Source organism: Erwinia sp. GW821-FHT03D09 (genome assembly GCF_059420805.1).
Genome location: NZ_JBWKUK010000009.1, coordinates 38,516 through 53,705, shown reverse-complemented (window position 1 = coordinate 53,705; position 15,190 = coordinate 38,516). Strand labels below are relative to the sequence as shown.

The 15,190-nt window shown below is 52.6% G+C and carries 9 protein-coding genes and 5 tRNA genes; 4 read left to right on the top strand and 10 right to left on the bottom strand.

Annotation, left to right across the window (positions count from 1 at the left end):
* Positions 1-6: 6 nt before the first annotated feature.
* From AC07U6_RS10580 to nagB, 10 genes are all read right to left on the bottom strand, one after another.
* A tRNA-Met gene (locus AC07U6_RS10580) sits at positions 7-83 on the bottom strand.
* A gap of 28 nt (positions 84-111) precedes the next feature.
* Positions 112-186, bottom strand: a tRNA-Gln gene (locus AC07U6_RS10575).
* 55 nt (positions 187-241) lie between these two features.
* Positions 242-316 (bottom strand) — tRNA-Gln (locus tag AC07U6_RS10570).
* A 26-nt stretch (positions 317-342) separates the two neighbouring features.
* Positions 343-427, bottom strand: a tRNA-Leu gene (locus AC07U6_RS10565).
* An 11-nt stretch (positions 428-438) separates the two neighbouring features.
* Positions 439-515 (bottom strand) — tRNA-Met (locus AC07U6_RS10560).
* A gap of 218 nt (positions 516-733) precedes the next feature.
* The gene (gene asnB, locus AC07U6_RS10555; protein ID WP_494762001.1) at positions 734-2,398 is read right to left on the bottom strand and encodes an asparagine synthase B; all 1,665 of its coding nucleotides are present in this window, start codon (positions 2,396-2,398) and stop codon (positions 734-736) included.
* A gap of 267 nt (positions 2,399-2,665) precedes the next feature.
* Positions 2,666-3,418, bottom strand: a complete 753-nt coding sequence (locus AC07U6_RS10550) for an HAD-IIA family hydrolase (RefSeq protein ID WP_494762002.1) — start codon at positions 3,416-3,418, stop codon at positions 2,666-2,668.
* A gap of 16 nt (positions 3,419-3,434) precedes the next feature.
* Entirely contained in the window at positions 3,435-4,655 is a 1,221-nt protein-coding gene (gene nagC / locus AC07U6_RS10545; RefSeq protein ID WP_494762003.1) for a DNA-binding transcriptional regulator NagC, read from the bottom strand.
* A 7-nt stretch (positions 4,656-4,662) separates the two neighbouring features.
* Positions 4,663-5,811: an N-acetylglucosamine-6-phosphate deacetylase gene (gene nagA / locus AC07U6_RS10540; RefSeq protein ID WP_494762004.1), complete on the bottom strand. Its 1,149-nt coding sequence runs from the start codon at positions 5,809-5,811 to the stop codon at positions 4,663-4,665.
* 101 nt (positions 5,812-5,912) lie between these two features.
* Positions 5,913-6,713, bottom strand: a complete 801-nt coding sequence (gene nagB / locus AC07U6_RS10535; protein WP_494762005.1) for a glucosamine-6-phosphate deaminase — start codon at positions 6,711-6,713, stop codon at positions 5,913-5,915.
* A gap of 331 nt (positions 6,714-7,044) precedes the next feature.
* Between nagB and nagE the strand changes: the two genes are divergently transcribed.
* From nagE to AC07U6_RS10515, 4 genes are all read left to right on the top strand, one after another.
* Positions 7,045-9,000 (top strand): PTS N-acetyl glucosamine transporter subunit IIABC, encoded by a 1,956-nt coding sequence (nagE, locus tag AC07U6_RS10530; RefSeq protein ID WP_494762006.1) that lies wholly within the window; start codon positions 7,045-7,047, stop codon positions 8,998-9,000.
* 157 nt (positions 9,001-9,157) lie between these two features.
* Positions 9,158-10,825 carry a glutamine--tRNA ligase gene (gene glnS / locus AC07U6_RS10525; RefSeq protein WP_494762007.1) on the top strand — a complete coding sequence of 556 codons (1,668 nt, stop codon included), beginning with the start codon at positions 9,158-9,160 and terminating at the stop codon, positions 10,823-10,825.
* 252 nt (positions 10,826-11,077) lie between these two features.
* Positions 11,078-12,481 (top strand): chitoporin ChiP, encoded by a 1,404-nt coding sequence (gene chiP / locus AC07U6_RS10520; protein ID WP_494762008.1) that lies wholly within the window; start codon positions 11,078-11,080, stop codon positions 12,479-12,481.
* A gap of 45 nt (positions 12,482-12,526) precedes the next feature.
* Positions 12,527-15,187 (top strand): beta-N-acetylhexosaminidase, encoded by a 2,661-nt coding sequence (locus AC07U6_RS10515; RefSeq protein WP_494762009.1) that lies wholly within the window; start codon positions 12,527-12,529, stop codon positions 15,185-15,187.
* Positions 15,188-15,190: the final 3 nt, after the last annotated feature.

Sequence of the window (15,190 nt, the reverse complement as noted above, 5' to 3'; positions counted from 1 at the left end):
ATAATTTGGTGGCTACTACGGGAATCGAACCTGTGACCCCAGCATTATGAGTGCTGTGCTCTAACCAGCTGAGCTAAGTAGCCGTACATTATTGCTTTACAACTTTCTGACTGGCTGGGATACCTGGATTCGAACCAGGGAATGCCGGTATCAAAAACCGGTGCCTTACCGCTTGGCGATATCCCAATGTCCGCATCGTGATAACACGACAGTCAGAACTACATATTCTACTACAAAAAACTGGCTGGGGTACCTGGATTCGAACCAGGGAATGCCGGTATCAAAAACCGGTGCCTTACCGCTTGGCGATACCCCATCCTTGCTGCAAACCTCTGTCGGAAATGGTGCGGGAGGCGAGACTTGAACTCGCACACCTTGCGGCGCCAGAACCTAAATCTGGTGCGTCTACCAATTTCGCCACTCCCGCGCAAAAAGAAGTGGTGGCTACTACGGGAATCGAACCTGTGACCCCAGCATTATGAGTGCTGTGCTCTAACCAGCTGAGCTAAGTAGCCTTCTTTTTTGCGTAACCTTCATCGGCGTTGCGGGGCGCATTATGCGGAGTTGGCCCAAAAGCGTCAACTAGTTTTTTCCCGTTTTTTGCCATAAACGTGTTGTTTGCATGGCTTGTGACCATTATGTCGATAAAATCGACGAATTCTGAGTCTAAACAGCGTTATGGCAAAAAAAAACGGGCCATAAAGGCCCGTAAGTATTTGTGAAACGGTAAGGATTAGTAGGCTGCCTGATGCACACCAACCGCACGACCTGACGGATCGTCCATGGTTTTGAACGCTTCGTCCCATTCGATGGCTTTAGCCGACGAGCAGGCCACGGATGGACCGCCTGGAACACACTCAGCCGCGCTTGGTACCGGGAATAGCTCTTCAAAGATTTCACGGTACAGATACGCTTCTTTAGAGGTTGGCGTGTTGTACGGGAAGCGGAAGTGCGCGGTTTGCAGCTGCTGGTCGCTAATCTGCTCTGCTGCCACTTCTTTCAGCGTATCAATCCAGCTGTAGCCAACACCGTCAGAGAACTGCTCTTTCTGGCGCCATGCTACGCTTGCCGGCAGGTAGGATTCAAAACACTCACGCAGGATGTGTTTTTCCATTTTGCCGTTGCTGCCGCACATTTTATCTTCCGGGTTGATGCGCATCGCCACATCCAGGAATTTTTTGTCAAGGAACGGTACGCGTGCTTCCACGCCCCACGCTGACATCGCCTTGTTGGCACGCGCACAGTCGAACATATGCAGAGCATGCAGCTTACGCACGTTTTCCTCGTGGAACTCCTGCGCGTTTGGCGCCTTGTGGAAGTACAGATAGCCACCGAAGACTTCATCCGCACCTTCACCGGACAACACCATTTTGATGCCCATCGCTTTGATTTTACGTGACATCAGATACATCGGTGTTGATGCACGAATGGTGGTCACGTCATAGGTTTCAATGTGATAAATCACATCGCGAATGGCATCAAGGCCTTCCTGCACGGTGAAGTGAATTTCATGGTGCACAGTCCCCAGATGCTCAGCCACGGCTTTTGCGGCTTTGAGATCCGGTGAACCTTCCAGGCCCACAGCGAAGGAGTGCAGCTGTGGCCACCAGGCTTCGCTCTTGTCGTGATCTTCCACGCGCTTGGCGGCAAATTTCTTGGTAATGGCTGAAATAATTGAAGAATCCAGACCGCCGGACAGCAGTACGCCATAAGGCACATCTGACATCAGGTGGCTTTTTACTGATTCTTCCAGTGCGCCTTTCAGAGCCGCTGCATCGGTGATGTTGTTCGCTACTGCGGCATAGTCGAACCAGTCACGCTGCCAGTAGTGTTTAATCTCACCGTCGGTGCTGGACATGTAGCTGCCCGCCGGAAACTCTTTAATCGTACGGCAAACCGGCACCAGCGCTTTCATTTCAGAAGCAACATACAGGTTGCCGTGCTCGTCGTTGCCCATGTACAGCGGAATGATGCCAATATGGTCACGGCCGATCAGCCAGGTTTTTTTCTCGGTGTCATACAGAATAAAGGCGAACATGCCCTGCAGATCGTCGAGGAAGTCGATGCCTTTTTCCTGATACAGCGCAAGGATGACTTCGCAGTCGGAATCCGTCTGGAATTCGTAGCGGTCGCTCAGTTCAGCGCGCAGTGCCTGATGGTTGTAAATCTCGCCGTTAACCGCCAGAACGTGGGTATGCGCAGCGTTGTACAGTGGCTGTGCGCCATTGTTCACGTCAACGATCGACAGACGCTCGTGGGCGAGGATGGCATAGTCATCGGCATAAATACCTGACCAGTCCGGGCCACGATGGCGCATCAGGCGAGAAAGCTCCAGCGCTTTCTTACGCAGTTCAGTAGGATCGGTTTTCAGATCAAGTACACCAAAAATAGAACACATACACAGCTCCCTAAACGACTTACCTTGCGGTATTGATATTGGTTTGAGGCGAGAGTTGTCGCCTGATGCATAAGAAAATGCGCTAACAGAGCAGACTATGCAAGCAATTTAGCCAATACCTGAAAAATAGCCCGTTAACCTGGCCTTATCTTTGATGATTGTTCAATTAATTGGTGTTTTTATTGATGAATCATCAAGAGGTGACAAAAATCGGCTGAATTTTGCGCGGTACAGAAAGAAAAAGCCCGGCGTTAACCGGGCTGGGGATTAAAAAATGTCGATATCCGCGACGGAGGGGTAAACCCACGTAGGGCGGAAAGGCATGGCATCAATATCGCTGAGGCTGGAAACGCCGGTAAGCACCAGTATGGTTTCCAGACCGGCCTGGAATCCGGCCAGAATATCGGTGCGCAGATTATCGCCAACGATAACCGTTTCCTCGGAATGGGCCTGCATCTTATTCAGCGCGGCGCGCATAATCCACGGGCTGGGCTTACCGACGTAGAAAGGCTGTCGGCCTGAGATACGCTCAATTCCGGCACAGAGTGCGCCGCAGGCAGGCGAATGACCGTGGCCATGGCTGTCCGGGTTGGTGGCAATAAACCGCGCGCCGTTAGCAACGAAGAAAGCGGCTTTGTGCATCATGTCCCAGTTAAAGGAACGCGTCTCACCAACAATCACAAAATCCGGATTGATATCGGTAATGGTAAACCCGGCTTTATACAGCTCATGGATTAGCGCACCTTCACCCACGACATAGGCTTTTTTTCCTTCCTGGCGTTTTAGGAAATCGGCGGTCGCCATCGCGGAGGTATAAAACACGCTGTCCGGGAGATCGATACCCGCGGAGGCAAAGCGGTTGGCCAGATCCATGGCGGTTTGTGATGGGTAGTTGGTCAGCACCACCAGCGGCATATTATTTCCCATGATCCGCTGCAGGAGCTCTCGTGCTCCAGGCACGGCGATATTGTCATGCATTAATACGCCGTCAATATCGCAAATTACGTTTTTAATCGTCATGCACTACTGTCCTTGATTACGCTTCCAGAAGTCGCTGCAGCAGGATGCCGTTAAGCATCGCCCTTTTTGCCAGCGCAAAGGCACCGATAGCCGAGCGATGATCGATCTCAGAGCGTACTACTGGCAGATTTTTTCGGAACGCTTTTAGCGCCTGGGTATTGATGCAGCTTTCAATCGCTGGCAGCAGGACCTTATCTGCCTCGGTTATTTCACCGGCGATAACGATTTTTTGCGGATTAAACAGGTTAATCGCAATCGCAATGGCTTTACCCAGGTGGCGGCCGACATGTTCGATAACCTCAGCGGCCAGCGCATCACCGCGATTGGCGGCACTACAGATATGCTGGATCTGGCAATTATCCAGACTCAGAGTGCTTGGGTAGCCCTGCGTCACTAAATGGCGTACGCGGTTTTCAATTGCGCTATTAGCGGCAATGGTTTCCAGACAGCCAAAGTTGCCGCAGTGGCAGCGCTCTCCCAACGGATCGACCTGAATATGCCCCAGCTCACCAACGTTGCCGTTGCTACCGAGGAAAATATGACCGTTGGCGATGATCCCCGCTCCCGTTCCGCGATGAACACGTACCAGAATGGAGTCTGCACAGTCGCGTGAGGCACCAAAATAGTGCTCTGCCAGCGCCAGGCTACGGATATCGTGGCCGACAAAACTGGTGACGTTAAAGCGTTTTTCGAGGTTGGCGACCAGCGGCCAGTGACTGACGCTGATATGCGGCATGTAGCGGATCACGCCGTTCTTCGGATCGACCAGTCCGGGAAGAATCACGGAGATCGCAATGAGTTCGCGCAGCTTGCGCTGATGCTGCTCATGGAAGGCGGCGATGGCATTAAACAGCGCATGTTCCAGCGTTTCCTGGCTGCGCTCTGGCAGAGGGTAGTGCTCTTCCGCCAGCGATTTGCCGCTGAGATCGAACAGAGTCAGCGTAGCATCGTTACGGCCAAGGCGAACGCCAATGGTATTGAAGCCGCGGGTTTCGCAGATAATCGATATGGCCCGGCGGCCACCGGTTGAGGCCTGCTGCTCAACTTCTTTGATCAGCCCGCGTTCAATGAGCTGCCGGGTGATCTTGGTGACGCTGGCGGGTGCAAGCTGGCTGTGTTCGGCAATCTGAATGCGCGATATCGGCCCCTGCTGATCGATGAGCCGGTACACGGCTGCGCTGTTCAGTTGTTTAACAAGATCAACATTTCCAATTTGGGCCTGGCCGCCAGTGGTCATTAAATATCTACTCGCTAAAGACCTCGTTACCATTAACGATGGTCCGGGTGATTTTATAGTCGCGGGTGAATACTGTCAGGTTCGCCACTTTTCCGGCTTCAATTGACCCTAACTGATTATCAACCCCCATTGCACGGGCTGGATAAAGCGTTGCCATACGGAGCGTTTCATCCAGAGCGATACCAACATGTTCGACGCTGTTCTCGACAGCTTCAATCATAGTTAGTGCAGAACCACTCAGTGTACCGTTCTCATCAACGCACAGCCCGTTACGATAGTATATTGTTTTACCGGCAAAAATGAACTGGTCAATATTAGCGCCTGCCGGTGCGGTGGCATCGGTTACCAGTACCAGCTTATCGCCTTTAATACGCTTCGCATTCCTGATATTGCCGAAATGGACGTGTAAACCGTCGGCAATCACACCACACCAGACGTCCGGTGAATCAAACAGCGCACCGATCAAACCCGGTTCGCGGCCGGTTGTGGTTGGCATTGCGTTATAAAGGTGGGTCGCAAAACTGACGCCGGCGGAGATGCCGCTGCGTGCTTCGTCATAGGTCGCGTGAGAATGCCCGGCTGAAATCACAATGCCGGCCGCGCGCAGCTGGCGGATTACTTCCGTGCCCACTTTTTCAGGGGCCAGCGTAATCTTGGTAATCACGTCCGCATTTTCACACAGGAAATCAACCAGCGCTTTATCCGGTGCACGAATCAGTGCCGGATTGTGAGTTCCTTTCTTCAGCGGATTCAGCCACGGACCTTCCAGGTGCAGACCCAACGCCTGATTGCTGTTTTGTGCCAGCCAGGCCCGCATCACTTCAACCGCACGCTTCATCAGCTCGTCGGTGCTGGTGATAAGCGTTGGCAGGAAGCTGGTACAGCCGGATTTTTCATTTGCTTTCTGCATAATATTCAGCGTTTCAACGCTGATTGCAGCAGGGTCATCATTGAACTGCACGCCGCCACAGCCGTTAAGCTGCAGATCGATAAAGCCAGGGGCAATAATGGCACCGTTGACGTCACGGATTTCAATACCGGCGGGCACATCGCCCTGCGGGCAAACACGGTCGATCAGGCCGTCAGCGATCACCACTGCGTGCCCGTCGAGGACTTCATGGCCGGTATAAATGCGACCCTGAGTTAAAGCGTACATAGTCATTCTCCTGACTCTTAATGCTGGTACGATCCGGCCAGCGTTAACGAAACCGTGTTTGGCCGGATGCGATCGGTGAAGGGGAGGCTTACCTCCCGGCATCACAGACCGGCGATATTTTCCGCTTCCATTTCGCGGAAGTAATTCACGGTCTTCACTTTCAATTCCATGGTTGCTGGCTCATCGCAGACGACAACGGATTTCGCATGCAGCTGCAGGCAGCTGATGGTCCACATATGATTCACGTTGCCTTCAACAGCCGCTTTCAGTGCGTGGGCCTTCAGGTGCCCGGTAACCAGAATCATCACTTCCTCTGCATCCAGCAGCGTACCCACGCCCACGGTCAGTGCGTATTTGGGTACCTGATCCACATCATTGCCGAAGAATCGCGAATTGGCGATACGGGTATCGTGGGTCAGCGTTTTGATACGGGTACGTGAAGCCAGAGAGGAGGCGGGTTCGTTAAAGGCGATGTGTCCATCGTTGCCTACGCCACCCATAAACAGATGGATTTTGCCGTAAGCGCGAATTTTTTCCTCATACTGACGACATTCTGCGTCAATATCAGGCGCATTACCATTGAGAAGATTGATATTTTCGCTTTGAATATCAACGTGATCGAAAAAGTTACGGTGCATAAAGCTGTGGTAGCTTTCAGGATGCTCTTTCGGCAGACCCACGTATTCGTCCATATTGAACGTGACAACATGCTTAAAGCTAACCTGGCCCGCTTTATGCATATCAATAAGATGCTTGTAGGCTTCCAGTGGGGTGCCGCCGGTTGGCAGGCCGAGAACGAAAGGGCGTTCTGCGGTAGGCTTAAAGTTATTAATGCGGTTAACAATGTGGCGTGCTGCCCACTTGCCGACCTGAGGAGATGTTGCCAGTGGAATCAGTCTCATGATGAACCTCGTCAATTGCACAATATGAAATAGGTCTAAAACGCTGCTCTGCTAGTTAAGAATTATCGTAACGTGATTACGAACAGATAACAGAGGGATAAGTTCGTTTTGATTTTTCGTATAATAAAATAAGTTTGTTCTGTTGACCAGTGTAATGGTTGCAAAAATGCTATTTTTGGTGATTTTAGTCACATAAGTAGCGATATAATTTGCGAAGCGAATTAATTTTTTTTTACACTTATGGCTGTGGTGTATACTGTCACTCAGACTGCAGAAGACCGTAAAAAAATAAACGATTTCTGGCACCTTAACGGGTTCAAAGGGGGAAAAGGTGAATATTTTAGGATTCTTTCAACGATTGGGGCGTTCACTACAGCTGCCGATAGCCGTACTACCGGTTGCTGCACTGATGCTGCGCTTTGGTCAGCCTGATTTACTGAATATGCCGTTCATCGCGCAGGGCGGCGGTGCAATTTTCGATAACCTGGCGCTAATCTTCGCAATCGGTGTTGCGTCAACCTGGTCAAAAGATAATGCCGGTGCCGCAGCGCTGGCCGGTGCGGTAGGTTACTTCATCCTGACTAAAGCGATGGTCACCATCAATCCCGCGATCAATATGGGCGTGCTGGCCGGGATCATCACCGGTCTGGTTGCGGGTGCAACCTATAACCGCTGGGCCGACATTAAACTGCCTGACTTCCTTAGTTTCTTCGGTGGTAAGCGTTTTGTGCCGATTGCGACGGGCTTCTTCTGTCTGGTGCTGGCAGCCATTTTTGGCTATGTCTGGCCGCCGGTTCAGAACGCGATTCACGCCGGTGGTGAGTGGATTGTGGCTGAAGGTGCATTCGGAGCAGGTGTGTTCGGCTTCGTTAACCGTTTGCTGATCCCTACCGGTTTGCATCAGGTGCTGAATACTATCGCCTGGTTCCAGATTGGCGAATTCACCAACGCGGCAGGTACTGTGTTCCACGGCGATATCAACCGTTTCTACGCCGGTGACGGTACCGCAGGGATGTTTATGTCGGGCTTCTTCCCGATCATGATGTTCGGTCTGCCGGGCGCCGCGCTGGCGATGTATATGGCCGCACCAAAAGAGCGTCGTCCAATGGTTGGCGGTATGCTACTGTCCGTTGCGGTAACCGCTTTCCTGACCGGTGTTACCGAGCCGCTTGAATTCCTGTTCATGTTCCTGGCGCCGATGCTGTATCTGATTCACGCATTGTTAACCGGCATCAGCCTGTTTGTCGCCACGCTACTGGGTATTCATGCCGGTTTCTCCTTCTCTGCGGGTGCCATCGACTATGCGTTAATGTACAACCTGCCTGCCGCCAGTAAGAACGTTTGGATGCTGCTGGTAATGGGTGTTGTTGCCTTCGTGGTTTACTTTGTGCTGTTCAGCGCCGTCATTCGCATGATGAACCTGAAAACGCCTGGCCGCGAAGATGCATCTGACCTGGTGGTAGAGGAAGAGGCAAACAGCAATACCGAAGAGGGTATGGATCAGCTATCCCGCCAGTATATCGTGGCAGTTGGTGGTTCCGATAATCTCAATGTAATTGATGCCTGTATTACTCGTCTGCGTCTGTCGGTTAAAGATGCCGGACTGGTTAACGATGCGGCCTGTAAGCGTCTGGGTGCATCCGGTATTGTTCGGCTGAACAAGCAGACAATTCAGGTGATCGTGGGTGCGAAAGCGGAATCCATCGCTGAAAGCATGAAAAAACTGATTGCTAAAGGACCTATCGCGGCGGCAGCGGCTACCGCTACCCCAGTCGTTCCAGCAGCACCTGCTGCGGCGCCACAGGCCGTGCCAAACGCCAGTAAAGGGATTGTTGGTACCCTGGTGGCACCGGTAAGCGGTACCGTAGTAGCCATTGACCAGGTGCCTGATGAAGCCTTCGCCAGTAAAGCGGTAGGTGACGGTCTGGCGATCAAACCGACCAGCAGCACCGTTGTTGCGCCGGCCAGTGGTACGCTGGTGAAAATCTTCAACACCAATCATGCCTTCTGTCTGGAAACGGAAAAAGGGGCGGAAATCGTGGTGCACATGGGGCTGGATACCGTTGCGCTGCAGGGTAAAGGCTTTACCCGCCTGGTTGAAGAAGGGGCTCATGTGGTTGCCGGTCAGCCGGTTCTGGAGATGGATCTGGCCTTCCTTGAGGCGAATGCCCGCTCAATGATAAGTCCGGTCGTGGTCAGCAACATTGAGGACTTCTCCGGATTAACACTGCTGGCAGGCGATACTGTGGTTGCCGGTGAGAGCCGTATCTACGAGATTAATGGCTAAAATACGATACTAACGTCAGCAGAAAGGGCGGCGAGCAATTCCCGCCCTTTTTTTATTGGATTTCCGTAACAAACGGTTGTCTCTGTCCCCCGCTTTGTGGATCATACTCCGTTATTTCGTAGCGAATTTATTCCAGGCATTAATTGAGGAAATTGAGATGAGTGAGGCTGAAGCCCGCCCAACGAACTTTATTCGTCAGATTATCGACGAAGATCTGGCGTCCGGTAAGCACAAGAGCGTGCATACCCGCTTCCCGCCTGAGCCAAACGGCTACCTACATATCGGTCACGCTAAGTCGATCTGCCTGAACTTTGGTATCGCAAATGATTACCAGGGGCAGTGCAACCTGCGTTTTGATGATACTAACCCGGTGAAAGAAGATCTGGAGTTCGTTGAGTCAATCAAACGTGATGTGCAGTGGCTCGGCTTCGAGTGGAGCGGCGAAGTGCGTTACTCATCTGACTATTTCGACCAGCTGCACAATTATGCGGTAGAACTGATCGAAAAAGGGCTGGCGTATGTGGATGAACTCTCACCTGAGCAAATCCGTGAATACCGCGGCAGCCTGACCGCGCCGGGGAAAAACAGTCCTTATCGCGATCGCAGCGTAGAAGAGAACCTGGCGCTGTTCGAGAAAATGCGCAGCGGCGGCTTTGAGGAAGGTAAAGTCTGCCTGCGTGCCAAAATCGATATGGCGTCAAACTTTATCGTTTTGCGCGATCCGGTGCTGTACCGCATTAAATTCGCCGACCACCATCAGACCGGCTCTAAGTGGTGCATCTATCCGATGTACGACTTTACCCACTGCATTTCCGATGCGCTGGAAGGGATCACTCATTCTCTGTGCACACTGGAGTTTCAGGACAACCGCCGCCTGTATGACTGGGTGCTGGATAACATCACTATCCCGGTTCACCCACGCCAGTACGAGTTCTCTCGTCTGAATCTTGAATACGCCATTATGTCGAAGCGCAAGCTGAGCCAGCTGGTGAACGAGAACGTGGTTGAGGGCTGGGACGATCCGCGCATGCTGACCGTCTCCGGTCTGCGCCGTCGTGGTTACAGCGCGGAATCTATTCGTGAGTTCTGCCGTCGTATCGGTGTGACCAAACAGGACAACAACGTTGAGATGGCCGCGCTGGAATCCTGTATTCGTGACGATCTCAATGAAAACGCGCCGCGCGCTATGGCTGTGCTGGACCCGGTTAAGCTGGTGATTGAAAACCTGCCTGCTCATCATGAAGAGATGATAAGCATGCCGAACCACCCGAACAAGCCGGAAATGGGCACCCGTGAAGTCCCGTTCAGCCGCGAGATCTATATCGATCGCGCAGACTTCCGTGAGGAAGCGAACAAGCAGTATAAGCGTCTGGTGCTGGGTAAAGAAGTCCGCCTGCGTAACGCGTATGTGATTAAAGCAGAGCGCGTGGCGAAGGATGAGGACGGTAATATTACCTGCCTGTTCTGCACCTGTGACATTGATACTCTGAGCAAAGATCCCGCTGACGGACGTAAGGTGAAAGGCGTGATCCACTGGGTTTCCGCCGTACATGCGTTACCGGCAGAGTTCCGCCTGTACGATCGCCTGTTCAGTGTGCCAAACCCGGCGGCAGCGGAAGATTTACTTGCCAGCATCAACCCTGAATCTCTGGTGATTCGTCACGGTTTCGTCGAGCCGGGTATGCAGAAAGCGGAAGCTTCAGCGGCGTATCAGTTTGAGCGAGAAGGTTATTTCTGTGCTGACAGCGTCTATTCTTCAGCTAATAACCTGGTATTTAACCGTACCGTAGGCCTGCGTGATACCTGGGCTAAAATCGGCGGCTAACCGATTCTGTTTTAATAAAAGGGCGATTATTCGCCCTTTTTTTCGCCTTAACATCACCCTCATTGATTTACATTCTTTAAATGTGCTGTCGATCATACTTTGCACTTTTTGTTGTTTTAATTGATTGATAATTCGCGATGCAAAAAATATCCTAATCCAATAATTAACTGGTTCTGGATTCAGCTGGCTAAAATTAATGGTCAGCAATTACCTGATAGACATGGATTTTTTCTGGGATAAAAGGATTTTTCAATGCAGCGCAAACCCGTGCTTACTAAAGCACTTAGTACTATTTTAGCGATTATCTCTGGTTCCAGTGGCGTTTTGCTGAATTCGCCCGCCCTGGCCAGTGGGTTTATTGATGACTCTTCGCTGGCTGGCGGTGTTTATTACTGGCAGCGCCATCGCGAACGCAAAGATCTTCAGCCCGATAGCGAAAAATATAAACAGTACACCTCAAATCTTCATCACTCGACAATTAACGCGAACCTCGATTTTTCTTCAGGCTTTGCCGCCGACTGGATCGGTATCGATCTGGCGGCATTTACCGCTGTAGAACTTTCTAACAAAGGGCCCGGTGCACCGAACGAAATCGGTTTCAGCGATGGCGACAGCCGTTGGGATGAGCCATGGAGCGGTGACAGAAACGGCGTAAGCCTCTATAAAGCTGCGTTAAAAATGAAATACAACAGCAGCTGGCTGCGTACCGGATATCTGCAGCCGAGCGGCCAAACGCTGATGTCGCCGCACTGGAGCCTGCTGCCGGGTACCTATCGCGGGGTAGAAGTAGGGACAGCAAGCCACTTTGCTTCTTTGGGCAATCTGTCCGTTTCTTATATGTGGTCCGATAAATATAAGGCTCCGTGGTATCAGCGTATGTATGACTTCCGCAAGGCAGACGGCATAACGAAACTGAACTACATGCATTCGCTTGGTGCTAAATTTTCTTCGGAAAATAAGTGGCAGCTGGAAGCGGCTGTTGGCCAGGCCGATGGCTATATGGACCAGTTCTTTACTAAAGCCAGTTATGCCGTTCCGCTGCTGGGCAACGATCTGGAAACCAGCTGGCAGTTTTATGGCGCACACGATCGCGAGCACGGCGGTGCAGCAAACGTTAACGATGTCTATTCCGGTCTTGCCTGGCTGCAGGCGCTCACCTTGGGTTATCGCACCGGTCCGTTTAAATTCCGCCTGGAAGGCACCTGGGTCAAAGCTGACGGTAATCAGGGATATTTTCTTCAGCGTATGACCCCGTCCTATGCCAGTTCGAATGGTCGCCTTGATGTCTGGTGGGATTCGCGCTCTGACTGGAATGCCAACGGTGAAAAAGCGGTGTTCGCTGGCGTGATGGTCGAGCTGGATGGCCTTCACCTGCCCGGATGGGAAACGGGCACCTCATTTGCCTGGGGATGGGATGCCAAACCCAGCAGCAACCCGGCATTCGATCAGCATCAACGCGTACGCGAATCGGCGTGGAATCTGGATTTACTCTATACACTTCAGCAGGGTTGGGGCAAAGGGACCCAGTTCAGGCTGCACTACACCCACTACGATAATCACAGCAGTATTCCGAGCTACGAAGGGGGATACGGCAATATGTTTCAGGATGAAAAGGACGTGAAGTTTATCGTCACCGCGCCGTTTACCATTTTTTAAGCGGTGACTGGCGTAATGGATAACCGAACCTCAAAGGGGAACAGGATGAGGCTTATTGCAACAACAATCGCTGCGGCAACGCTGGGGCTGGCAGGGTGTAGTAACGGCGTTAACGACCAGCAAACCGTCCACCGTATCAGCCAGTTTGGCGTCAGCTATCAGGTAACGCAAAATGATGCGGCGGCACACGGTGTGGACTGCGCTGCGCTGGGAGCGGACTGGGCCGCCTGTAACCGCGCCACTATCAGATTGACCAACCCCGGACCGGCAGTGAACAGTAAAAACTGGGCTATCTGGATGAGCAACGTCCACCAGACGATCAAAGTAGACAGTGACCAGTTCCGTATTGTACATATTGTCGGCGATCTCAGTCGCCTGGAGCCGACCAGTAAGTTCAAAGGATTTGCCGCCGGGGAATCCGTTGAGATACCGATTATTAACGAATACTGGCAGCTGTTTATTACCGATATCATGCCGCGTTGGTACGTCACTGCCGGTAAGGCGGAACCGGAGATTATGGTCAGTACCAATACGGAGGATCTGACGACGTTTGTTGAGCCGTTTGGCGATAACTGGAAGCGTTTCGCCGGGGATAAAAATGTCCTGATGACGGCTGAAAGCCGCTTTGCCAAAAATGCGGACGTGAGTTTGCTGCCTGCTGCGGCGCTACGGGCCGAAATTTTTCCGACTCCGTTGAAATCAACCCGCTTAAACGGTAATGCCAATCTCAGCCGGGGTGTGTCGCTCGATTTGGCTGGGTTAAACGCCGATGAGGCCCGCGCCGCCGAGCAGCGTTTTACGCTGATGGGCGTTAAGGTTAATTCTCGCGGTTATCCCGTCTCTACCCGCATCGATTCCCGTGGATTTAGCGACAGCATGGCGGTATCCGGTGCCTATCGTCTGGAAATTCTGCCGAGGGGAGCTAACATCGTGGGCTATGACAGCGCGGGCGTTTACTACGGTCTGATGTCTGTGCTGTCTCTGGTCCCCGCTTCCGGCCCGCAAAAAATCGCTGCGCTGCGGGTGGAAGATGCGCCGCGCTTTGCGTATCGCGGAATGTTCCTGGACGTGGCACGTAACTTCCACAGCAAGCAGGTGGTGCTGAGGCTGCTGGATCAAATGGCGGCGATGAAAATGAATAAGTTCCACTTCCACCTCTCCGACGATGAAGGCTGGCGTATTGAAATCCCTGGCCTGCCGGAGCTGACGGAAACCGGGGCAAAGCGCTGCCACGATCTTAGCGAGCAACAGTGTCTGCTGCCGCAGTTGGGCTCCGGTCCGTTCAGCGACAACAACGGCAGCGGCTACTTTACCCGCAGCGATTACATTGAAATCCTGAAATATGCCAGGGCGCGGAATATTGAAGTGATCCCCGAAATTGATATGCCGGCTCATGCGCGAGCGGCGGTGATCTCTATGGAAGCCCGCTATCAGAGGCTGATGCGCGAAGGCAAGCCGGATGAGGCCGGTGAGTATCGTCTGCGCGATCCCAGCGATACTTCAAATACCACGTCGGTACAGTTTTACGATCGCACCAGCTACCTGAATCCGTGCCTGGATTCATCGCTGCGTTTTGCCGATAAGGTCATCACCGAAATCGATCTGATGCACCAACAGGCTGGCGTGCCGCTGACCACCTGGCATTTTGGTGGAGATGAGGCGAAAAATATCTATCTTGGAGCGGGCTACACCAATATCAGACATCCTGAGGCCGGAAAGGGCATTAAGGATATGAGCAACGAAGACAAGCCATGGGCAAAATCTAAAGTCTGCCAGCGTATTATTAAGGATGGCAAGGTTGAGGACCTGTCACATCTGCCCAGCTATTTTGGCCTGAAGGTCAGCCAGATCGTTGCCGAAAAAGGTATTGGCGGCATGCAGGCGTGGCAGGACGGTCTTAAGGATGCTAAAGCCGCGAGCGATTTTGCCACTCAGCACGTTCGGGTGAACTTCTGGGATACGCTGTTCTGGGGCGGAGCCTCCAGCGTCAACGACTGGGCCAATAAGGGATATCAGGTGGTGATCTCCAACCCGGATTATGTCTATCTGGACTTCCCTGCAGAGGTTAACCCGCTGGAGCGCGGTTACTACTGGGGTACTCGCTACAACGATGAACGTAAGATCTTTAGCTTCGCGCCGGATAACCTGCCGCAGAATGCTGAAACCTCGGTTGACCGTGACGGCAATACATTTGATACCAAATCAGAACAGCCGTGGCCGGGTGCTTACGGTCTGTCTGCACAGCTGTGGAGCGAAACGGTTCGTACCGACGGCCAGGTTGAGTCGATGATTTTTCCACGGGTATTGGCGGTAGCCGAACGCAGCTGGCACCGCGCCGCGTGGGAGCAGGATTACCAGCAGGGAAGGGAGTATCAAGGGGGTAAAACGCACCACGTTGACCAGCAGGCCCTGCATCGCGACTGGCAACGCTTTGCTAACCTGCTGGGGCAGCGTGAACTGGCCAGGCTCGACAAGGCCGGTATTGCCTGGCGCCTGCCGCAGCCGGGTGCGGTAATTGTCGATAGCTATCTGCAGGCAAATACCGCGCTACCGGGGATTCTGGTGGAATATTCCATCGATGAGGGGCGCAGCTGGCAGCGCTACAGCGACAGCCATCGCCCACTAATTAACGGGGAAGTCTGGGTGCGCACCAGTAGCGCTGACGGCAAGCGCTTCAGCCGTACAGAACACGTTATGCCTCTGTAGATC

What these genes read in the sequence shown, in the direction of transcription:
- asnB (WP_494762001.1), bottom strand. Translation starts at nt 2,398, where the DNA reads ATGTGTTCTATTTTTGGTGTACTTGATCTGAAAACCGATCCTACTGAA.
- AC07U6_RS10550 (WP_494762002.1), bottom strand. Translation starts at nt 3,418, where the DNA reads ATGACGATTAAAAACGTAATTTGCGATATTGACGGCGTATTAATGCAT.
- nagC (WP_494762003.1), bottom strand. Translation starts at nt 4,655, where the DNA reads ATGACCACTGGCGGCCAGGCCCAAATTGGAAATGTTGATCTTGTTAAA.
- nagA (WP_494762004.1), bottom strand. Translation starts at nt 5,811, where the DNA reads ATGTACGCTTTAACTCAGGGTCGCATTTATACCGGCCATGAAGTCCTC.
- nagB (WP_494762005.1), bottom strand. Translation starts at nt 6,713, where the DNA reads ATGAGACTGATTCCACTGGCAACATCTCCTCAGGTCGGCAAGTGGGCA.
- glnS (WP_494762007.1), top strand. Translation starts at nt 9,158, where the DNA reads ATGAGTGAGGCTGAAGCCCGCCCAACGAACTTTATTCGTCAGATTATC.
- chiP (WP_494762008.1), top strand. Translation starts at nt 11,078, where the DNA reads ATGCAGCGCAAACCCGTGCTTACTAAAGCACTTAGTACTATTTTAGCG.
- AC07U6_RS10515 (WP_494762009.1), top strand. Translation starts at nt 12,527, where the DNA reads ATGAGGCTTATTGCAACAACAATCGCTGCGGCAACGCTGGGGCTGGCA.